The organism is Pseudomonas baltica, assembly GCF_031880315.1.
Lineage (GTDB): Bacteria > Pseudomonadota > Gammaproteobacteria > Pseudomonadales > Pseudomonadaceae > Aquipseudomonas.
Genome location: NZ_CP134771.1, coordinates 2710150 through 2731878 on the forward strand (window position 1 = coordinate 2710150; position 21729 = coordinate 2731878).

General features: G+C 62.6%; 18 protein-coding genes. 9 read left to right on the forward strand and 9 right to left on the reverse strand.

What is annotated here, in order from left to right; genetic code table 11:
- Positions 1 to 37: 37 nt before the first annotated feature.
- Positions 38 to 814, reverse strand: coding sequence for a ferredoxin--NADP reductase (locus REH34_RS11985; RefSeq protein ID WP_311971753.1), 777 nt, complete (start codon positions 812 to 814; stop codon positions 38 to 40).
- Between the two features lie 141 nt (positions 815 to 955).
- Between REH34_RS11985 and REH34_RS11990 the strand changes: the two genes are divergently transcribed.
- The gene (locus tag REH34_RS11990; protein ID WP_311971754.1) at positions 956 to 2080 is read left to right on the forward strand and encodes a class I SAM-dependent methyltransferase; all 1125 of its coding nucleotides are present in this window, start codon (positions 956 to 958) and stop codon (positions 2078 to 2080) included.
- A gap of 68 nt (positions 2081 to 2148) precedes the next feature.
- On the opposite strand, the gene REH34_RS11995 is transcribed toward REH34_RS11990, so the two are convergent.
- The 3 genes from REH34_RS11995 to REH34_RS12005 are packed head-to-tail and all read right to left on the reverse strand — an operon-like array spanning position 2149 to position 4823.
- On the reverse strand, positions 2149 to 2322 hold the full coding sequence (locus REH34_RS11995) for a DUF2474 domain-containing protein (RefSeq protein WP_226506369.1): 174 nt from the start codon (positions 2320 to 2322) through the stop codon (positions 2149 to 2151).
- A gap of 56 nt (positions 2323 to 2378) precedes the next feature.
- On the reverse strand, positions 2379 to 3386 hold the full coding sequence (cydB, locus tag REH34_RS12000; RefSeq protein WP_226506368.1) for a cytochrome d ubiquinol oxidase subunit II: 1008 nt from the start codon (positions 3384 to 3386) through the stop codon (positions 2379 to 2381).
- A 3-nt stretch (positions 3387 to 3389) separates the two neighbouring features.
- The gene (locus REH34_RS12005) at positions 3390 to 4823 is read right to left on the reverse strand and encodes a cytochrome ubiquinol oxidase subunit I (RefSeq protein WP_226506367.1); all 1434 of its coding nucleotides are present in this window, start codon (positions 4821 to 4823) and stop codon (positions 3390 to 3392) included.
- A gap of 496 nt (positions 4824 to 5319) precedes the next feature.
- On the opposite strand from REH34_RS12005, the gene REH34_RS12010 reads away from it, so the two are divergent.
- The 7 genes from REH34_RS12010 (at position 5320) to REH34_RS12040 (ending at position 14396) form a co-directional block, all read left to right on the forward strand.
- The gene (locus REH34_RS12010; protein ID WP_311971755.1) at positions 5320 to 6615 is read left to right on the forward strand and encodes an NCS2 family permease; all 1296 of its coding nucleotides are present in this window, start codon (positions 5320 to 5322) and stop codon (positions 6613 to 6615) included.
- Entirely contained in the window at positions 6612 to 7697 is a 1086-nt protein-coding gene (trmA, locus tag REH34_RS12015; RefSeq protein WP_311971756.1) for a tRNA (uridine(54)-C5)-methyltransferase TrmA, read from the forward strand. The genes REH34_RS12010 and trmA overlap by 4 nt, the downstream gene beginning before the upstream one ends.
- A 180-nt stretch (positions 7698 to 7877) precedes the next feature.
- On the forward strand, positions 7878 to 8594 hold the full coding sequence (locus REH34_RS12020) for a response regulator transcription factor (protein ID WP_311971757.1): 717 nt from the start codon (positions 7878 to 7880) through the stop codon (positions 8592 to 8594).
- A complete protein-coding gene (locus REH34_RS12025; protein ID WP_311971758.1) occupies positions 8594 to 9931 on the forward strand; it encodes a sensor histidine kinase in 1338 nt (445 codons plus the stop codon). The genes REH34_RS12020 and REH34_RS12025 overlap by 1 nt, the downstream gene beginning before the upstream one ends.
- A gap of 172 nt (positions 9932 to 10103) precedes the next feature.
- Positions 10104 to 12347: a TonB-dependent siderophore receptor gene (locus tag REH34_RS12030; RefSeq protein WP_311972079.1), complete on the forward strand. Its 2244-nt coding sequence runs from the start codon at positions 10104 to 10106 to the stop codon at positions 12345 to 12347.
- 8 nt (positions 12348 to 12355) lie between these two features.
- Complete coding sequence (locus REH34_RS12035; protein ID WP_409373322.1) at positions 12356 to 13231, forward strand: alpha/beta hydrolase; 876 nt, start codon at positions 12356 to 12358, stop codon at positions 13229 to 13231.
- Between the two features lie 304 nt (positions 13232 to 13535).
- A complete protein-coding gene (locus tag REH34_RS12040) occupies positions 13536 to 14396 on the forward strand; it encodes a shikimate dehydrogenase (protein WP_226506363.1) in 861 nt (286 codons plus the stop codon).
- A 105-nt stretch (positions 14397 to 14501) separates the two neighbouring features.
- Here the strand turns inward: REH34_RS12040 and REH34_RS12045 are convergent, their stop codons facing one another.
- Positions 14502 to 15170 carry a TetR/AcrR family transcriptional regulator gene (locus tag REH34_RS12045; protein ID WP_226506362.1) on the reverse strand — a complete coding sequence of 223 codons (669 nt, stop codon included), beginning with the start codon at positions 15168 to 15170 and terminating at the stop codon, positions 14502 to 14504.
- Between the two features lie 111 nt (positions 15171 to 15281).
- Positions 15282 to 17192: a 3-dehydroshikimate dehydratase QuiC gene (quiC, locus tag REH34_RS12050; RefSeq protein WP_311971760.1), complete on the reverse strand. Its 1911-nt coding sequence runs from the start codon at positions 17190 to 17192 to the stop codon at positions 15282 to 15284.
- 349 nt (positions 17193 to 17541) lie between these two features.
- Between quiC and REH34_RS12055 the strand changes: the two genes are divergently transcribed.
- Positions 17542 to 18876: an MFS transporter gene (locus tag REH34_RS12055; protein ID WP_311971761.1), complete on the forward strand. Its 1335-nt coding sequence runs from the start codon at positions 17542 to 17544 to the stop codon at positions 18874 to 18876.
- A gap of 100 nt (positions 18877 to 18976) precedes the next feature.
- Here the strand turns inward: REH34_RS12055 and REH34_RS12060 are convergent, their stop codons facing one another.
- The 3 genes from REH34_RS12060 to REH34_RS12070 form a co-directional block, all read right to left on the reverse strand.
- Positions 18977 to 19870 (reverse strand): DMT family transporter, encoded by an 894-nt coding sequence (locus tag REH34_RS12060; RefSeq protein ID WP_226506359.1) that lies wholly within the window; start codon positions 19868 to 19870, stop codon positions 18977 to 18979.
- A 4-nt stretch (positions 19871 to 19874) separates the two neighbouring features.
- Positions 19875 to 20690, reverse strand: coding sequence for a sugar phosphate isomerase/epimerase (locus REH34_RS12065; protein ID WP_311971762.1), 816 nt, complete (start codon positions 20688 to 20690; stop codon positions 19875 to 19877).
- Between the two features lie 104 nt (positions 20691 to 20794).
- Positions 20795 to 21571, reverse strand: a complete 777-nt coding sequence (locus REH34_RS12070; RefSeq protein WP_311971763.1) for an IclR family transcriptional regulator — start codon at positions 21569 to 21571, stop codon at positions 20795 to 20797.
- Between the last annotated feature and the right edge of the window lie 158 nt (positions 21572 to 21729).

Below are 21729 nucleotides of genomic sequence, written 5' to 3' on the forward strand. Positions count from 1 at the left end.
CTTTCGCGGGCAAGCGTGCGCAAGATCAAACCACCGCTTACCAATAATTCTCCACCGCCACCTGCCCCGGTCGGCGGCTGAGGCTTAGCTGCATGTCGCGCGCCTTGAGCAACTTGCGGGTGTCGTCGATCATCTCTGGATTGCCACAGATCATCACCCGCGAATGCTCCGGCGTCAGCGCCACACCGGCCTTGGCCTCCAACTCGCCGTTGTCGATCAGCCCAGTGATCCTGCCCCGCAGGGTATCGGGGTAATCCTCACGGCTGACCGTACCGATAAAGGTCAGCTTGCCTTTGTAGTCCGCTAGATATTCACGCGACTCCAGGCCGGCGATCAGCTCCTGATACGCCAACTCGCGCCCTTCGCGCACGCTGTACACCAGGACGATGCGCTCGAATTTCTCCCACACCTCGAAATCCTGCAGGATCGACAGAAACGGCGCCACGCCGGTACCGGTCGACAGCATCCACAGGTCGCGGCCATCGACGAAACGATCGAGGGTCAGGTAGCCCGTCGCCTGGCGCTCCACCAACAATTCATCACCCACCTGCAGGCGACTGAGCTCGCTAGTGAATTCACCGCCCGGCACCACGATGGAGAGGAACTCGAGAAACTCGTCATGGGGCGACGACACCATCGAATACGCCCGCCATACCACCGTGCCGTCGGCCTTGGTCACCCCCAGGCGCGCGAACTGCCCGGCCACGAAACGAAACCCGGCATCGCGGGTGGTGCGCAGGATAAACAGGCTGGGGGTCAGCGGCTCGACATGGGTGATGGTCTGACGGGTAAATTTTTCTGCGCTGGCGGACATGACGCGCTCCATTGAACTGATGGCGACAGTTTCCCGCAAACGGCAGCAGATAAACACCGCCGGTTTGTAATGTCATCCCCAGCAGGCCCTACAAAAACCCCGTAGAATCACCCGCCTCCGCCGCTCTCGTGTCCGCTTGCCATGCCCCTGCTCAAAACCGCCTACGCCCAGCTCGACCTGATCCGCCAACCAGACCAGCCGGACGAACCGCTGCAGGCGTTCGACGCCGCCGATGAATACCTGCTCAATCATCTGGCCGAACAGCAACTGCCGGCCAGCACCCGGGTACTGGTGCTCAACGACAGCTTCGGCGCCTTGGCGGTGAGCCTTAGCGGGCAGTGCCAATTGATCAGCAGCGGCGACTCGTACCTGGGCCACCTGGCCCTGGAAAAGAACCTGACGCGCAATCACCAGCCGTTCGACTCGGTTACCTTTGTGCCGGCCAGCAGGCCATGGCAGGGCCCGTTCGATCGCGTGCTGATCCGCGTGCCCAAGACCCTCGCCCTGCTCGAAGAACAACTGATTCGGTTGCAGGGCCACTTGGCGCCGGGCGCTCAGGTGATCGCCGCCGCCATGGTCAAGCACTTACCACGGGCCGCCGGTGATCTGCTGGAGCGTTATATCGGCACGATGCAGGCGTCGCTGGCGGTCAAGAAGGCTCGTTTGCTGATTGCCACGGCGCAGCCGCGGCCGATTGCCATCTCGCCCTACCCGACGCGCTACCACCTTGATGCGCCGGCCATCGAGCTGATCAACCACGCCAATGTGTTCTGCCGCGAAGGCCTGGACATCGGCACCCGCGCCTTTCTCCCGCACTTGCCGGGCAACCTTGGGGATGCTCGGGTGGCAGACCTGGGCTGCGGCAACGGCGTGCTGGCCATCGCCAGTGCGCTGGCCAACCCGCAGGCGCAGTACAGCCTGGTGGACGAGTCCTACATGGCGGTGCAATCGGCGGCCGAGAATTGGCAGGTAGCGCTGGGCGATCGCCCGGTGACCACGCGCGCCGATGACGGCCTGGCGACGCAGCCGGAGGACTCACTGGACGTGGTGCTGTGCAATCCGCCGTTTCACCAGCAACAGGTGGTGGGGGATTTCCTGGCGTGGCGGATGTTCCAGCAGGCGCGCGAGGCGCTGGTGGTGGGCGGGGCGTTGTATATCGTCGGCAACCGGCACCTGGGCTATCACAGCAAGCTGGCGCGGTTGTTCAGAGGGGTGGAGCAGGTGGCGGCGACGCCCAAGTTCGTGGTGCTCAAGGCGCGCAAGTAAGGATCAAATTCCAGCGTGTCAGTACTGGCCTCTTCGGCGGCGAAGAGGCCAGCCAGTCGACACAGATATCAGTGAGACTTCATCCCCGCCGCCGTCATGAACAGACGGATCAGCATGGCGAACAACCCCAAGGCCACGACGCTGCCGACATAGATCAATACCAGCCAGCCAACGCGCTTGTACCACGGCGACTGTACTGTCTCGCCGGCTTGTTCATTCGTAACAACGTCTTTGTGAACCATGACTCATCTCCTAGAAGGACGCCCGGACCTCAACGACCCGGGCGCCTGACAGACGACTAGTGGTAACCATCCTCAGGTGTCACCTTGCCGCGGAACACGTAGTAGCTCCAGAAGGTGTAGCCCAGGATGAACGGCAGGATGAACAAGGTGCCGACCAGAATGAAGCCCTGGCTTTTCGCCGGCGAGGCGGCATCCCAGATGGTCAGCGACGGCGGCACGATGTGCGGCCACAGGCTGATGCCCAACCCGGTATAGCCCAGAAACACCAGCAGCAAGGTCAGCAGGAACGGCGTGTAATGCGCTTTACGCGCTACAGCGCGCAGCAGGCCGTACACCGCAACCAGCACCAGGATCGGCACCGGCAGGAACCAGAACAGGTTCGGGGTGCTGAACCAGCGCTCGTGGATGTCCGGATGCGCAAGCGGCGTCCAGATACTCACCGCACCCGTCACCGCCAGCAGCAACAGGGTCAACGGCCGCGCCAGCTTGTGCATGGTCTGCTGCAGCCCGCCTTCGGTTTTCATGATCAGCCAGGTGCAACCCAGCAGTGCGTAAGCGACGATCAGTGCCAGGCCGCAGAACACGCTGAACGGGGTCAGCCAATCCAGGCCGCCGCCGGCGAACTTGCGCCCGACCACCGGAATACCGTCGATGAACGCGCCCAGCGCTACGCCCTGGAAGAAGGTCGCCACCAGCGAACCGCCGATGAAGGCCTTGTCCCAGATGTGTTGCTTGGCGGGTGTGGCCTTGAAGCGGAACTCGAACGCCACACCGCGGAAGATCAAGCCCACGAGCATGAAGATCAGCGGCAGATACAGCGCCTCGAGCACCACCGAGTAGGCCAGCGGGAAGGCGCCGAACAACCCTGCGCCACCCAGTACCAGCCAGGTCTCGTTACCGTCCCAGACCGGCGCGACGGTGTTCATCGCCACGTCACGGTCTTTGCTGTCCTTGAAGAAGGGGAAAAGAATGCCAATCCCCAGGTCGAAGCCGTCCATGACCACGTACATCATGACGCCGAAGATGATGATCACGGCCCAGATCAGTGGAAGATCAATACCCATGACTCAGTTCCCCTTGCTCAAGCTGTCGTGGCCGCTGTGCTCGCCAGTATCGGCGGCGGACAGTGGACGTGCCGGTGTACGCTGCTGGCCAGGGCCACCGTGCGGCTGGTCATCGTGGTGAGCTTTAGGCCCTTTGCGCACCAGGCGCATCATGTAGCCCAGGCCCACGCCGAACAGCGAGAAGTACACGACGACGAAGGTCACCAGGGTGATGGTCATCTGCGTGACGCTGTGATTAGATACCGCATTGACGGTGCGCAGCAGGCCATACACGACCCACGGCTGACGACCGACCTCGGTGGTGAACCAGCCCGCCAGCAGCGCGATCAGGCCCGATGGGCCCATCCACAGCGTCAGGTACAGGAACGGACGGCAGGTGTAGAGCGCGTCGCGCTTGCGCAGCCAGAGGCTCCACAGGCCGACGAAAATCATCAGCATGCCCAGGCCAGCCATGACCCGGAACGACCAGAAGATGATCGTCGAGTTAGGGCGGTCTTCAGGCGGGAAGGACTTGAGCGCCGGAATCTGCTTGTCCAGGCTGTGGGTCAGGATCAGGCTGCCCAGGTACGGCACTTCGACTTTGAAGCGCGTGGTCTCGGCTTTCATGTCCGGCCAGCCGAACAGCACCAGCGGGGTCGGCTCGTTGCCGACGTTTTCCCAGTGGCCTTCGATGGCAGCGATTTTCGCGGGCTGATGTTCCAGGGTGTTCAGACCGTGGGCATCACCGACGAAGGCCTGGATCGGCGCGACGATCAGCGCCATCCACATGGCCATGGAGAACATGCGCTTGATGGCCGGAGTACGGCGACCACGCAGCAAGTGCCAGGCCGCCGAAGCACCGACGAAGAACGCGGTAGCGACGAACGCGGCGATCGACATGTGCGCCAGGCGGAACGGGAACGACGGGTTGAAGATGACCGCCAGCCAGTCGGCGGGCACCGCACGGCCATCGACGATTTCGTAGCCCTGCGGTGTCTGCATCCAGCTGTTGGAGGCCAGGATCCAGAACGTCGAGATCAGCGTACCGATCGCCACCATGACGGTCGCGAAAAAGTGCAGACCACGGCCGACGCGGTTCCAGCCGAACAGCATGACGCCGAGGAACCCTGCTTCGAGGAAGAATGCGGTGAGTACTTCATAGGTCAGCAGCGGACCGCTGATGGCACCGGCGAAGTCGGAGAATCCGCTCCAGTTGGTACCGAACTCGTACGCCATGACCAGGCCCGAGACCACGCCCATGCCGAAGTTGACGGCGAAAATCTTCGACCAGAAGTGATACAGATCGCGGTAGGTGTCGTCATGGGTCTTCAGCCAGAGACCTTCGAGCACTGCCAGAAAACTGGCCAGACCGATGGTGATGGCAGGGAAGAGAATGTGGAACGAAACCGTAAACGCAAACTGCATTCGGGCGAGATCTATTGCCTCTAAACCGAACATATAGCTTCCTCTATCAGGGTAATGCGGACTGGCGGCTAACCAGGCCAACGGCCCCTGCGCATAGGGAGCACGGCAATTTCAGGGTCTGAATACGCAGGGATTGCGAGCAATGGCCACGACCCGCTTGCAGGCTGCAAGCGTTGACCTGGATCAATGATCTGTAAAAGAGTAGACCCATTCCCTGCGACGGACCGCGTGGTCTATTGCCGCGTGGCCAATTGCCTCACCCGATGGGAACTGTGTTGCAGAATCAGTAACAGTAAATCCACTCAATCGCCCCGTGGGAGTGGGCTCTGCCCGCGAAGTTCTTGACTGCTGCTGCGCAGGCGGCGCCTGGAAAAGCTTCGCGGCCACAGCCTACTCCCACAGGGATAGGCAAGGGGGCTGAACGGGCTCTTGTTTTCGGGCCGGTACTGGTATCATGCCCGGCTTTTTTGCGACCTGGCGCAGGCTGTGCTGTGCTCTACGGGTCGTTACATCCATTGCGGGGGCAGGCATGCTGGAAAGGCTGTTTCAACTCAAGGCGCACGACACCACTGTGCGCACCGAAATCCTGGCGGGCGTGACCACGTTCCTGGCCATGGCCTACATCCTCTTCGTCAACCCGAGCATCCTCGGCGAGACCGGCATGGACAAGGGCGCGGTGTTCGTCGCCACCTGCCTGGCCGCCGCCATCGGCTCCACCGTGATGGGCCTGATCGCCAACTACCCGATCGCCCTGGCGCCGGGCATGGGCCTCAACGCCTTCTTTACCTACACCGTGGTCCTGCACATGGGCCATACCTGGCAGGTGGCGCTGGGGGCGGTGTTCATTTCGGCGGTGTGCTTCTTCTTGCTGTCGATCTTTCGCATCCGCGAGTGGATCGTCAACAGCATCCCGCTGCCGCTGCGCTCGGGGATTGCCGCCGGCATTGGTTTGTTTCTGGCATTGATCGGCATGCATGAGGCCGGGATCGTGGTCGGCAACCCGGCGACCATGGTCGGGATCGGTGACCTCAGGGCACCTGGGCCGGTGCTGGCGATTCTGGGCTTCTTCCTGATCGTCGGCCTTGAAGCGCTGAAGGTGCGTGGCGCGGTGCTGATCGGCATTCTGGCGGTGACCATCGTCTCGATCGTCGGGGGCTTCAGCCCATTCGGCGGCATCATTTCCGCACCACCGTCACTGCTGCCGACCTTCCTGCAACTGGATATCAAGGGCGCGCTGAATATCGGTCTGGTGAGCGTGATCTTCGCCTTCCTGTTCGTCGACCTGTTCGACAATTCCGGCACCCTCATCGGCGTGGCCAAGCGCGCCGGCCTGATGGACAAGAACGGCCATATGCCGAAGATGGGCCGCGCCCTGATCGCCGACAGCACCGCGGCCATGGCCGGCTCGCTGCTGGGCACATCGACCACCACCAGCTATATCGAGTCGGCAGCAGGCGTGAGCGCCGGTGGCCGTACCGGGCTGACCGCGGTGGTGGTAGCGATCCTGTTCCTGCTGGCACTGTTCTTCGCCCCGCTGGCGGGCAGCGTTCCGGCGTACGCCACCGCGCCGGCGCTGTTGTTCGTGGCGGTGCTGATGTGCTCGGGCCTGGCCGAGATCAATTGGGATGACATTACCGAAGCCGCACCCGTCGTGGTCACCGCGCTGGCGATGCCGTTCACCTACTCGATCGCCAACGGCATCGCCTTCGGCTTCATCACCTGGACGGCGATCAAGCTGCTGTCGGGCCGTCGCCAGGACCTCAACCCGGCGCTGATCATTCTCTCCATTCTGTTCGTCATCAAGCTGGGCTGGTACAACGCATGAGTGCTGTCTTCGATCCCTCGAGCTACGACGCCCAACTGCAGGCCAAGGTCGCGCGCCTGCGTGAACTGCTGGCGCCTTTCGATGCCCCCGAGCCGAGCGTGTACGACTCGCCGCGCGAGCACTATCGGCTGCGCGCCGAGTTTCGCCTGTGGCGCGAAGACGGCCAGCGCCTGTACGCGATGTTCGCGCCGGGCGACAAAAACACGCCGATCTTCTTCGAACAGTTCCCCATCGCCAGCCTGCGCATCAACGACTTGATGCCGCGTCTCAAGGCGGCCTGGCAGGGCAATCCAGCGCTGAGCAACAAACTGTTTCAGGTCGAGTTCCTCACTACAATGGCCGGCGATGCCATGGTCACGCTGTGCTATCACCGCCCGCTCGACGAGCACTGGCACGCCGCCGCCGAGCAGCTCGCGCAGGAACTGGACGTCAGCATCATTGGCCGCTCCAAAGGCAAACGTGTGGTGATCGGCCGCGATTACGCGGTCGAGGAGCTGCAGGTCGGTGGTCGCACCTTCCGTTACCGCCAGCCCGAAGGCGCGTTCACCCAGCCCAACGGCACGGTCAACCAGAAGATGCTGAGCTGGGCCTTCGATGCCCTGGGCGAGCGCCAGGATGACCTGCTGGAGCTGTACTGTGGCAACGGCAACTTCACCCTGCCGCTGGCGACCCGAGTGGGTAAAGTGCTGGCCACCGAGATCAGCAAGACGTCCGTCAACGCCGCGCTGCACAACCTGGCTGACAATGGCGTAGATAATGTCACCTTGGTACGCCTGTCCGCCGAAGAACTGACCCAAGCACTGAATGAAGTGCGGCCGTTCCGCCGTCTCGAAGGCGTGGACCTCAAGAGCTACGACTTCGCCAGCGTATTCGTCGATCCGCCGCGCGCCGGCATGGACCCGGACACCTGCGAGCTGACCCGGCGCTTCGACAACATTCTGTACATCTCCTGCAACCCGGAGACCCTGGCGCAGAATATCGCGCAACTGCACGACACCCATCGGATCGAGCGCTGTGCGTTGTTTGACCAGTTTCCGTATACCCACCATATGGAATCGGGCGTGATGCTGGTTAGGCGTTGAGCCACCCAGACTGGACGCGGTAAATCTGCTTACCCCGTGGCGAGGGTGCCTGCTCCCGATGGGCCTTCACTGATCACCCAGGTGTGTCAGAACCGGCCTCTTGGGGGAAGCCCGCTCACCATAGGGATTGCGCCTGCGGCTTTTGACGTCCCTGCGCACAGATGCGATACTCCCGCAACTGTGAACCAATCTCAATTACCCCTCCCCCGCGCCCATCTGCTCCTGATCGAGGACGATGCCGAACTGCGCACTCACCTTGCCCATCACCTGCGCCAGCGCGGTTTCGCCGTGACCGCGGTGGAACGTGGCGATGGCGGATTGCACCTGGCGCAACAGCAACGTTTCGACCTGGTGCTGCTCGACATCATGCTGCCGGGCATGGACGGCCTTGCGGTGCTCGAACAACTGCGCCGCGAACAGGGCATCCCGGTGATGCTGATGTCGGCGTTGGGCGCGGAACAGGATCGCATCAGCGGCTTCACCCGCGGTGCCGATGATTATTTGCCCAAGCCCTTCAGCCTGGCCGAACTGGATGCCCGCCTCGAAGCCCTGTTGCGCCGCGTGGCGCTGGATCGACAGCCCGCCGTACGCGCGCCGGCCCACGATCTTGAAGACGACCTCAGTGCCCAGGACGTCAGTTACCACGGCCGCCACGCCGGGCTGACCGGTTCCGAATTCCGCCTCTTGAGCCTGCTGCGCCAGCACCAGGGCGAGCCATTGAGCAAGGCGTTTCTCTATCGACAAGTGCTGCACCGGCCCTACACCCGCCTGGACCGCGGCCTCGACGTACACGTCTGCAACCTGCGGCGCAAACTCGCGGCACTCGAAGTGACCGATCTGCACATCCAGGCGGTGCGCAACCAAGGCTATATGCTCGTCACCAGCGACTCCTATTGATGCGCCGCCGTCATTCGCTACTGTGGAAGCTTGCCCTGCTGCAAATCGGCTTTTGCCTGCTGCTGGTTTGGCTGATCTGGTTCTGGGGGCTCGAGGTGGAGCGCAGCACCTACTTCCTCGACAAGACCGATCAGCACCACCTGGCCAGATACGCTCAGCAGGCCGAGCGTGCCTGGGAGCAAGGCGGCAATGCCGGTGTCGAGCAATGGCGCCAGGCGCTGGCGCGGCAAGAGCACACCTGGGTGGCGGTGCTGGGTGACCACCTGCATAGTCTCGGCACTCAGCCGCTGACGCCGCTGGAGTACAGCCACCTGACCTTCATGCGCAAGCTCGACTGGCCCATGAGCCGACGGCTGCAGGACGAGCTGCCGTTCGTCAGCATCGATTTCCCCACGCACCCACAAACCGGCCGGCTGGTGATGCAACTGCCCGAACGCCTGCTGCCCAAGGGCCTCACACCCTGGACCCACCTGTTCACCCATGGCGTCGTCCCGGCGCTGTTGGCCTTGGGTCTGGGCCTGCTGCTGTACCGCCATCTGGTGGTGCCGCTGACCGACCTGCGCGAACGTGCCAACGCCCTGCGCGCCGACGACCTCGACAGCGTGATGCACAGTGACGTCGCCCGCCGCCAGGACGAACTCGGCGAACTGGCTCAGGCCTTCGAGCACATGGCCGCACGCTTGCGCCAGAGCCTCAAGCAGCAACGCCAACTGCTGCGCACCCTGTCCCATGAAATCCGCACGCCCCTGGCGCGCTTGCGCATCGCCAGCGAAAGCCAGCTGCCGGTAGAGGATCTGCAAGAGCGCCTGGCGCGGGAAATCGACGACATGCAACGCCTGATCGAAGACTCCCTCGACCTCGCCTGGCTCGACACCGAGCGTCCGCAACTGACCCGCGAGCCGGTGCTGATGCTGTCCGTGTGGGAGGCGCTGGTAGCGGATGCCTGCTTCGAGTCGGGCTGGGGCTCGTCACGGTTCGTGTGTGATCTGGGGGTGGACTGCGAGGTGCAGGTGCATCTCAACAGCCTGGCGCAGGCGCTGGAGAATCTGCTGCGTAACGCGATTCGGCATTCGCCTGAAGCGGCCGTGATCCGTCTGAGCGGTTACCGCGATGGCGACTATTGGCAGCTGCGCCTGGAAGACCAGGGGCCCGGAGTGCCCGAGACCGAACTGGAACGCATCTTCGACCCCTTCCTGCGCCTGGACGGCACACCGGGCAAGGGCTTCGGCCTGGGGTTGAGCATCGCCAGAAGAGCGATCGAATTGCAGGATGGGAAGTTATGGGCCAGTCGTGGCCAGGCTGGGCTGGTCATGAATCTGCGTTTGCCGGCGGCATGAATGGAGCGCTGTCATAACGACGCCTTCGCCAGCAAGCTGAGCTCCCGACCTGTGTATCACTCCACAAATGTTTAGAAAGTTAATGATCTTTACTCTCATTTGAGACTGACTATCATCTGTGATCGCCATGGCCACCCGCTATCAGTCGGCCATGTTTTCCCTGGAGATCACCATGCAACTGCGCCTGCCGCCCCTGCCTTTTTTCGCCGTGCTCCTGAGCACCTGCAACCTGCTGCCTGCCGTCGCTCACGCCGAGGCCCCCGCAGCAGCGCCAAAGCCCATCGTGCTGGACAGTCAGACCATCCTCGGTACCGCCGAGGAAGAGATCAAGCAGGCGCCGGGCGTATCGATCATCACCGCCGAAGACATCCAGAAGCGCCCGCCGGCCAATGACCTGTCAGAGATCATCCGCACCATGCCCGGCGTCAACCTCACCGGCAATTCCAGCAGTGGCCAGCGCGGCAACGGCCGGCAGATCGACATTCGTGGCATGGGCCCGGAGAACACCTTGATCCTGGTCGACGGCAAACCGGTCAGCAGCCGCAGCTCGGTGCGTTACGGCTGGCGTGGCGAGCGGGACTCCCGTGGCGACACCAACTGGGTGCCGGCCGAGATGGTCGAGCGCATCGAAGTCATCCGTGGCCCGGCTGCGGCGCGCTATGGCAACGGCGCCGCCGGCGGCGTGGTCAATATCGTCACCAAGCAGCCCACTCAGGAGACCCACGGTTCGGCGACGGTCTACACCCGCTTCCCGACCCACAGCGACGAGGGCGGCACCCAGCGTATGAATTTCAGCCTCGACGGCCCGCTGACCGACAACCTCACCTATCGCGTTTTCGGCAACGTCGCCAAGACCGACGCCGATGACTCGGACATCAACAGCGGCCACGAATCGGTGCGCACCGGCAATCAAGTCGGCACCTTGCCGGCTGGGCGTGAAGGCGTGCGCAACAAGGACCTCAATGGCCTGCTGAGCTGGAAGCTGTCGCCCGAGCAAACGCTGGACTTCGAAATGGGCTACAGCCGTCAGGGCAACATCTACACCGGTGACACCCAGAACACCAACAGCAATGCCTACGTGAAATCGTTGCTGGGCCACGAGACCAATCGGATGTATCGCCAGACGTTCTCGCTCACCGATCGCGGCGACTACGACTTCGGCACCACCCTGGCGTACTTGCAATACGAGAAAACCCGCAACACTCGGATCAACGAGGGCCTGGCCGGCGGGCTGGAGGGGATTTTCTCCAACAGCGACTTCTATACCACCACGCTCAACGACCTGACCGCCCATGGCGAGGTCAACCTGCCGCTGCACTTTGGCGTAGATCAGGTGCTGACCGTCGGCACCGAGTGGGTGCAGTCGAAACTCGACGACCCGAGCGCCAATACCCAGGCCACCAGCACCGCCGCCGGGGGCACGGTCGCGGGGCTCGCGAGCACGGGCCGGGATACCCGATTCTCGTCGGAAATAGCCTCGGTGTTCGTCGAGGACAATATCCAGTTGCTGCCTGGCACCAAGCTCACCCCAGGCCTGCGCTTCGACCATCATGATATCGTCGGCGACAACTGGAGCCCGTCGCTCAACCTCTCGCAAGTCTTGACCGACACCGTCACCCTCAAGGCCGGCATCGCCCGGGCCTACAAGGCGCCGAACCTCTATCAGCTGGATCCGAACTACCTGCTCTACAGCAACGGCCAAGGCTGCTATGGCTCGACCGTCAGCTGCTATCTGCAGGGCAACAAGGATCTCAAGGCCGAGAACAGCATCAACAAGGAACTGGGCATCGAGTACAAGCATGACGGCGTGGTGGCCGGGCTCACGTACTTCCGCAATGACTACAAGAACAAGATCGAGTCCGGTCTGGTGCCGGTCGGCACGGCAACTGGGGGCACCGGCACCGCATCGAACATCTTCCAGTGGGAGAACGTGCCCAAGGCGCTGGTCGAGGGCGTGGAAGGCAACCTGACCCTGCCGCTCGCCAGCAGCCTGACCTGGACCAACAACTACACCTACATGCTGCGCTCGGTGAACAAGGAAACCGGCGACGTGCTGTCGGTGACGCCCAAGTACACCCTCAACTCGATGCTCGATTGGCAGGCCACCGACAAGCTGTCGCTGCAGACCACCGTGGCCTGGTACGGCAAGCAGAAGCCGAAAAAGTACGATTACCATGGCAACCGCGTGACCGGCACCGCCAACCAGGAAGTCGCGCCTTACACCCTGGTGGGCGTCAGCGGCACCTACGCGCTGACCAAGCACCTGAGTGTGACGGCGGGCGTCGATAATCTCTTCGACAAGCGCCACTGGCGTGAAGGCAATGCCCAGGGCGTGACCAATATCGAAGGCGCTGGCGCGGCGACCTACAACGAATCGGGACGCACCTTGTTCACCAGCCTGACGGCGTCGTTCTGATGGTCAGCCTGCGCCGCGGGGCGCTGACTGTGCTGCTGGGCCTGAGCGCCTGTGCCACGGCCTGGGCCAGGCCTGATCCGAATCAGCCGATGGACGACGCGATTGTGCATAGCCGTGGCACGGGCTATCACTTTCAGACGCTGACACTGGATTCGACCGATGGCCAACGCCACTACCAGATCTGGATCGGCAAACCGGAGCACCCGGTGCCCGCCTCCGGTTACCCGGTGCTGTACATGCTCGACGGCAATGCGGCCTTGGGCGCGCTCAAGCCCGATGACCTGCGGGCGCTGAATCAAGGCGCGGCGCCGGTGCTGGTAGCGGTCGGTTATGCCGGTGGCAAGCGTATCGACCGCGACGGCCGGACCCTGGATTACACCCCGGGACCACGGGGCAGCGACCCGCTGACGCAACTGCCCAGCGGCGGCGCGGAGGCGTTTCTGGATCTTCTGGAGCAGCGCATCAAGCCGGCGGTGGCACAGCGCCTGGTGGTGGATAACCATCAGCAGACCCTGTGGGGACACTCTTATGGGGGCCTGCTGGTATTGGATGCGCTGCTGACCCGGCCGCACAGCTTCCAGCATTACGCGTCGGCCAGCCCATCCTTGTGGTGGTGGGGGCCGGCGCGCATGAACGCGGCGGTTGCCGGATTGGCGCCGCGCCTGCAGGGGCAATCCACGAGTTTGCTGTTGATGCGCGGTGAAGATGAACCCGGGCAACCCCATGCTCAGCCAATGCCCGGGGTACAGGCTGATCAACCGATGCTGGACTTGCTCAGGGCACTGCAGCCGATGCCCGGGTTACAGGTGCAGTACCGGAGTTTCCCCGGGCTGAATCATGGGCCGATGCTGGAAGCCTCGCTACGCTATCTGTTGCGACACTGAATACACCCATGTAGCGAAGGGGCTCGTCCCCGATACGAAGTGCCTGCCAGATCGATGTGGCTGACATTCCGCTATCGGGGGCAAGCCCCCTCGCTACAGTTGCGCTATGTCATCTTCGAGGACACGAAATCATTTGACCAAATTAACTGGTTAGTACAATTTACTGGCAAGCGCCTTGTCGCCCGTGAACCTGTCCGCAGGTACCCAAAATAACAATGGCGTGGACGCTCGTCCGTCTGCGCTCGTGTGGCACTCCCACGGCCCTCGCCGGCCGGCCACTTGGAACCAACAAAGGCATTCGTGTATGTCCCAGAATAAAAAAGCCAGCGTCCTGGCCGGCCTGATCGGCGCCGGCATCCAGTTGTCCCGTACCCCTGCCCTGCACGAGCAGGAAGGTGCCGCCCAGGGCCTGGGCTATCTGTATCGGCTGATCGACCTCGACAAGCTGCAACTCGACACCAGTCACCTCGAAGAACTGCTCACCGCCGCCGAGCGCATGAGCTATACCGGCCTGAACATCACCTTCCCTTGCAAGCAGGCGATCATCCCCCTGCTCGACGACCTGTCCGCCGAAGCCCGCGGCATCGGCGCGGTCAATACCGTGGTGCTCAAGGACGGTAAACGCGTCGGCCACAACACGGACTGCCTCGGCTTTGGCGAAGGCTTCAAGCGCGGCATGGCCGGTGTCGCCCGTGAACGCGTGGTGCAAATGGGCGCAGGCGGCGCCGGTGCGGCCGTGGCTCATGCGCTGATCGCCGAAGGTGTGCAGCAACTGACGATTTTCGACGTCGAAGCCAGCCGTGCCCAGGCACTGGTCGACAACATCAATGAGCATTTCAGCGGCCAGCGCGCAGTGCTCGGTACCGACCTGAGCGCCAGCGTCGGCGCCGCCGACGGCCTGGTCAACACCACGCCCATGGGCATGGCCAAACTGCCGGGCATGCCAGTACCCAAGGCGCTGCTGCGCGCCGACCTGTGGGTAGCGGAGATCGTCTACTTCCCGCTGGAAACCGAACTGCTGCGCGAAGCCCGGGCGCTGGGTGCACGCACCCTCGACGGCGGCACCATGGCGGTGTTCCAGGCGGTCAAGGCGTTCGAGCTGTTCAGTGGCATCGAGCCCGATGCCCAGCGGATGGTCGAGCACTTCAATAGCATGAATGGCTGATCATCCCTTTCGCGGGCAGAACCCGCTCCCACAGGGTATCGCGTGCACCTGTGGGAGCGGGCTTTGCCCGCGCAAGGGCCCGCTGCATCACCGTAGATTGGCGGACTAAACCAGCAAATACCGCAGCACCGAATCGCAGATCATCTGCCGATGGCTCTGGCGCAGTTGCGCATCGCCGAAGTCCACCTGGAACAACTCGCCAAAGGTGTGGCGGTTGGACACTCGATAGAAGCAGAACGAACTGATCAGCAGGTGTACATCGATCGCCTGCAAACCACCGCGAAAGACCCCCAGCTTGGCCCCTCGCAGCAATATCTCGTCCAGCGCCAGCAACACGCTCTTGTTCATCGAACGGATCGTCTCGGACTGTTTGACGTATTCGCCCTTGTGCATGTTTTCGTTGCACACGATGCGCACGAAATCGACATTGCGATCGTGGTGATCGAAAGTGAATTCCACCAGCCGGGTAATCCCTTCGACAGGATCAAGTTCGGCCAGGTGCAGGTCGTTCTCGGTGTTGCGGATATCACCGTAGAGCTTCTCGAGCACCTCGACGTAGAGCTGCTCCTTGCTGCCGAAGTAGTAATAGATCATGCGTTTGGAGGTTTGCGTGCGCTCGGCGATGGCATCGACGCGGGCGCCCGCCAAGCCTTGCAGGACAAACTCGGTGATGGCCGCCTGCAGAATATTCTCACGGGTCTTTTCAGGGTTGTTCTTGCGCGATTTGCGCGGAGCCGCGGCAGGCTCGACGCCAGGGTCTTGAATTATTGTCATGGGGCGCTCGTGGCCGACGTGAATCAGCTCCAATTATGAAGTCCGTGGCCGGGGTAAGGGAAGCCTGCAGGCGCCTGAATCAGACGTCGCCCCGCAGGCTGTCGCTTCGACTTAGAGTTTTGCGTGGCGGATGCCACCGGCGCGGGCCTTGGCCATGGCAGCCAGGCGCACAGCTACGTTTGCCGCACCGTAGCCAGCATAATCGCCGCGACGCTGGATGATTTCGAAGAAGAAGCGATCTTCGAACGGTTCGGTGTACACGTGAAACAGCTCGCCGCCGTTGGCGTCACGATCGTAAAGCACGTTGTAGTACGCCAGTTCGCTGAGGAATTCGTCATCGAAATCGAAGCGCGCTGCCAGGTCGTCGTAGTAATTGAGCGGGATATCGAGCAATGCCACACCCGACTCCTTGGCTTTGCTGACGGCGGCGAAGATGTCATCGCAATCGAAAGCGATGTGATGCACGCCCGAACCGCGGTAGGTCGACAGTGCATGGGAAATCGCCGTATTGCGGTTTTCCGAGACATTCAACGGCAGTCGAATGGTACTGCAGCGGCTGCGGATCGCACGGCTTTTGACCAGCCCGTACGGGTCAGGCAGCACCACCTCGTCGTCCGCCTTGAAGTCCAGCAGGCTCTTGTAGAACAGCACCCAGCTGTCGAGGCTGTCTGGCGGCAGGGCCATGGCCATGTGGTCGATGCGCTTGAGGCCGACGGTGCTCGGCGGCAATGGCTTGATGTCGAAATCGGTGTCGTAGATGGTACGCCCGTCGGCGTCCTGATCGACCAGATAGATCAGGCTGCCATCGGGGGCGCGCACGGCCGCCAGATGGCGCTCGTTGGGGCCGACCAGGCCGCGATAAGGCTGACCGCGGTAGTCGATGGCCCGTTGCAGCGCGCTGGCGCTATCCTTGACCCGGATCGCCGTGGCGCAGAGCGACGGCCCGTGGGATTCGAAGAAGCTGTGGGCGAAGGAGTACGGCTCGGAGTTGAGGATCAGGTTGATATCGCCCTGGCGATACAGCTCGACGGCCTTGGAGCGGTGCTTGCCCGACGCGGTAAAGCCCAGGCGCTGGAACCAGTGGCCCAATTTGGCGCCCAGCGCTTCGTCGACGGCGAACTCGAGGAATTCGACGCCATCGTAGGTGCTGGCCTCGGGCGGCGAGAAGAGGATATCGATGTTCGGTACTGGCTCGGCTTCCTGCTCCAGCACCTTGCGGGTTTTCTCTTCGAGATACAGCAGCGAACGCAGGCCATCGGCCGCGTTGGCGCGCGGCGGTGCAGCGCGGAAACCGTCGTTGAAGATCTCCAGCGACAGCGGACCGGTGTAGCCGGACTTGATGATCGGCGCGAGGAAGTTGGCCAGGTCGAACTCGCCCTGCCCCGGGAAGCAGCGGAAGTGGCGGCTCCATTCCAGCACGTCCATGGCCAGGATCGGTGCATCGGCCATTTGCACGAAGAAGATCTTGTCGCCCGGGATATTGGCGATGGCGCTCGGGTCGCCCTTGAGCGACAAGGTGTGGAAGCTGTCGAGCAATACGCCCAGGCTCGGGTGATCGGCCTGCCGGACGATGTCCCAGACTTGCTGATAGGTATTGACATGGCGGCCCCAGGCCAGCGCTTCGTAGCCGATGCGCAGATTGCGGGCGCCGGCGCGCTCGGCGAGCAGGCGCATGTCGTCTACCAGAATCTGCTGGTCGCCCACCGAATCGGCGGAGGCGTTGCTGCACACCAGTACCAGATCGGTGCCGAGCTCCTGCATCAGGTCGAACTTGCGCTCGGCCCGGTCCAGGTTGCGCGCCAGCTTGTCGCGGCGGCAACCTTCAAAATCGCGAAAGGGTTGGAACAGGGTGATGTCGATGCCCAGATCGGCGCACATCTGCCGGACTTCACGCGGGCTGCCGTCGTAATACAGCAGGTCGTTTTCAAAGATCTCGACACCATCGAAACCCGCAGCGGCAATGGCTTCGAGTTTTTCCGGCAGGGTACCGCTCAAGGAGACGGTGGCAATCGAACGGTGCATGTTTCCACTCCAAATGGCGGCTGAAACGGCCTTGCTGCAGGCCCTGTTTCCACTGCGCGCCAGGTTTCGGACACGCCGGCCCGCAGGTTGAAAGTGCGGGCCGATCTTGGGCGAGAATTCTGTTGGTGACGATTCTATAGCGCAATTGAGTGCGTACGAACCGGTTAGTTTTGTGTGCGATAATCGGCCAGACCACCGCGTTGTTAATTGACGATACCTTTGATGATCAGCACCATCCACCCCCTTAGTGAAGCCCTTCCAGGTGTTAAATGCCAGCCAGGGCCTCAGGTTACTCCTACTCAGTGCATAGACCCTGAGAGTCGCCCATAAAAATTTCAACAAACGGTAAATGCTCATGTCTGCGATAGCCCGTCCACTCGACAAGGCCGCGACGCCAGGTATCGGTGAAAAAATCCGCAGTGGCCTGGCCGTCGGCAAAACCCGCTGGGGCATGCTCGCCCTGGTGTTCTTTGCCACCACCCTGAACTACATCGACCGTGCCGCCCTGGGCGTCATGCAGCCTATCCTCGCCAAGGAAATGAGCTGGACGGCGATGGACTACGCCAACATCAACTTCTGGTTCCAGGTGGGGTATGCCGTCGGCTTCCTGCTGCAAGGGCGGTTGATCGACAAGATCGGCGTGAAACGGGTGTTCTTCTGCGCCGTACTGTTGTGGAGCCTGGCGACCGGCGCCCACGGGCTGGCCACTTCGGCGGCGGGCTTCATGGTCTGCCGGTTCATCCTCGGCCTGACCGAAGCCGCCAACTACCCGGCCTGCGTGAAGACCACGCGGCTGTGGTTCCCGGCCGGCGAGCGGGCGATCGCAACGGGTATCTTCAACGCCGGCACCAACGTCGGCGCCCTGCTGACGCCGCTGATGCTGCCGCTGATCCTCAGTGTGTGGGGCTGGCAGGCGGCGTTCCTGTGCATTGCCTTCCTGGGGCTGTTCTGGGCAGTGCTGTGGGGCCTGAAATACTTCAATCCCGAAGATCACCCGCGCCTCAGCGAAACCGAGCGCGCCTACGTGATGGGCGAACCCGAGCCGGATCAGCAAGGCGTGCCCTTCCATCGCATCCTGCGCATGCGCGGCACCTGGGCATTCGCCGGGGCCTTCATGTGCACGGCGCCGGTGTTCTGGTTTTACCTGTACTGGCTGCCGCCGTTCCTCAATCAGCAATACAACCTGGGCATCAACGTGACCCAGATGGGCATTCCGCTGATCATCATCTATGTAGCGGCGGACTTTGGCAGCATCGGCGGCGGGATTCTGTCTTCCTGGTTGATCGGCCGCGGCATGCAGCCGGTGAAGGCGCGCCTGGTGTCGATGCTGGTGTTCGCCCTGACCATCATCAGCGTGATCTTCGCCGCCGGCGCCACCAGCCTATGGGTCGCCGTCGCCGCCATTTCGGTGGCGATCGCCGCGCATCAGGCCTGGACCGCGAATATCTGGAGCGTAGTGATGGACTACACGCCCAAGCACATGATGAGCACCGTGTTCGGTTTCGGCAGCATGTGCGCGGCAGTGGGTGGGATGTTCATGACCCAGATCGTCGGCTATATGCTGACCAAGACCAACAACAACTACGCGTTGCTGTTCACGCTGATCCCGGTGATGTACTTCATCGCCCTGAGCTGGCTGTACCTGATGGCGCCACGCAAGGTGCCGGTGCTGGATCAGGCCTGATTCTGCGGCAGTCTCGCGGGCCTCTTCGCGGGCAAGCCTTGCTTCCACAGGGGTACCCGTGTGGAGGCAAGGCTTGCCCGCGAAGGACGCGCCACACCGCTCACATCTTGCGCGATGCCCGCCGCTGCAACCATGCTGCGGCGATACCGCTGGCGCAGATCACCGCAATGCCGATCTGCGCGGTCAGGCTCGGCGTGTGGTCGAAAATCAGATATCCCAGGATTCCCGCGAAGACGATCTGCGCATAACCAAAGGGCGCCAATACCGCCGGCGGCGCGTGGCGGAAGGCTTGGGTCAGAAACAAATGGGCGCCCATCCCGCAGCCGCCCAGCGCCAGCATCAACACCCCGTGCCAGAACGTCGGCCACTGCCAGTAGAACGGCACGATAGCGCTCATCAGCAGCGTGTTGAAAATGCCCGCAAAGAAATTACTGGTGGTCGGGCTGTCGACCCGCGCCACCAGCCGGGTCAGCAGTTGATAGAAGCTGAAACACAGTGCCGAACAGAACGGGAGCAGGATCGCCGGCGTGAACAGTTCTCCGCCGGGATGCACGATCACCATCACCCCGCAAAAGCCCACCAGCACGGCGATCCATTGGCCGGTGCTGACGTTCTCCTTGAGCAGCGGTACCGACAGTGCTGTCACCAGCAAGGGCGCGAGGAAGTTGACCGCAGTCGCCTCTGCCAGCGGGATGTATTGCAGGGCTGTGACGAACAGCATGCTGGTGCCGAGCAGACACAGCGCGCGCACCACCTGGAGCACCGGACGTTTGGTGCGCAATACGCGCAAGCCGGACTGCGGCAGGAAGATGCCCATCATCAACAGCGTGTGGATCAGGTAACGCACCCAAATGACCAGCATCACCGGGTAAAAGCCCGACAGATACTTGGACAACACATCGTGGCCAGCGAACAGCAGAGTCGCTGACAACATCACCAGAATGCCCTTGAAAGGCTGGCTGGTGGCGGTCAACGACGTGTTGGTTGTACTCATGGGGCTATAGACGCTCCAGCACGCGGCGAGTGTGGTCGATGGCCATTTGCGCACGTTGCAGTGCGCTGACACCTTGCTCCAGCAGGCGTTGCGTAGGGATCTCGAGGCTCAATGGCAGGCTTGGCGGCAGCGCGCGCAGCAAGCCGACAAGGTCGCAGTCGCCCTCCCCCGGAAAACGCCGCTCCTGCCGCGCCTGGCGCAGGATCTCGGCCATGTCATCGGGCCTGGGGCCAATCACATCACATAATTGCGCATAGCGCATGCGCGAGGGCGACAGTGAAGCGATCTGTTCAAGACGCGAGCCCGAGCGATCGAAATGAAAGGCGTCGATCAGCACGCAACCGTTTTCGCGGCCGGCGTTTTCGACGACACGTTGCGCATCGGTGAAACGCTTGCAGTCGGTCCAGGGCATGAACTCCAGATGCGGATGGATGCCGTAGGGTGCGGCCAGGTCGCAGAGTTCGGCGAAGCGCTCGGTCATGCGTTGTTCGTCGGGGTCGTTGCCGGCCACGAGCAACTCGCCAGCGCCGAACTCCGCGCCGGCCGCCAGATGCACCGCGAAGTCGGCGACACGGGTGTCGGGCTTGAGCCGCAGGATTTCGATGTCCAGCACCTTGATGCCGGTGTCGCGCAGGCGTGCCAGGGTCTGGCGGCGCAGCTCGGCGTCACGCAGCAGAGGGAAATGATGTTCTTCGAGGGTCGCCGGCTCGGTGCGCAGACCGACATGGCTGTAACCGGCCCGCGCTGCGACTTCGATCATGTCGGGAGGGGACAGCTCGAGCACGGTGAGCGCGGCGAGGGAGATGATGCGTTGGCTCATGGAAGTCTCGAACGGCGAATATTTTTTATTTAGAACCTAGTTCCAGTTTTTTTGCAACTGGGAAGTAGCGGTCGCTGCTGAGGGCCTTATTGCCCGTTCACACCTCAACCAAACATCTCCGACGCCGGGCTGGCATTCGACAGTTCTGCCGCCGCCCCCACCAGCACTGCGGACAACTCATGTATGCGCGCCTCCGCAAGGCGCGCAGTCGGCCCCGCCACGCTCAGCACTCCCACTACCTGGCCACTGAGCGGATGGCGTACCGCCGCTGCCAACGCTGACATGCCCACCGCCGAGCTTTCGACCACCCAGGCATAGCCGCGCTCACGGGCCAAGCGCAAGCGATCGAGCAGCTCGATATTGTTGCGCGGTGCCTGAGGGCCAAAGTCCGCCGGGTCGGCAATGCCCTGAGCCTCGACCAACGCCAACGCTTGGGCATCGCTCAGGTGCGCCAGCCACGCGTGCCCCGACGCCGTATAGAACAGCGGCGCATCGCGCCCCATGTCCGGGTCGTACCGCAGGCCGGAGCGCGCGCCCTGGGACTTGGCAATCCAGGTCAGGTGGTCGCCCTCCACCACCCCCAGACGTACCAGCTCGGAGGTTTCCTGGGCCAGGCGATCAAGAATGGGCTGGACGATGTCGGCGCCGCTGTTGGCCAGATAACGAAAACCCAGGGCCACGAGTTTGGTCGACAGCTGATAACGGCTGTTATCCGGATTCTGCCGCACGTACCCCAGGCGGATCAGCTCGGCAAGCATGCGATGAGCGGCGCTCTTGGGTATCTGCAACTGCTCGGCGAGGGCTTGCATCGGCAGCCCGCGGGCATCACCCGTCAGGCTTTCCAGGAGGCTCAAAGCGCGTTCTATTTGACTACCAGCCATGGTTCAACGGAGTCCGGTCAATGATGAATAACCCCTCGCTACAGAGGTGAAAGGCAAGTGATGTGCGATCTTCGAACACTTGCGGCGGCCCGCCTCTTGGCGATCGGCCACTCGCAACCATAGAATATGGAACTCGGTTCCACAATACTACAACATCC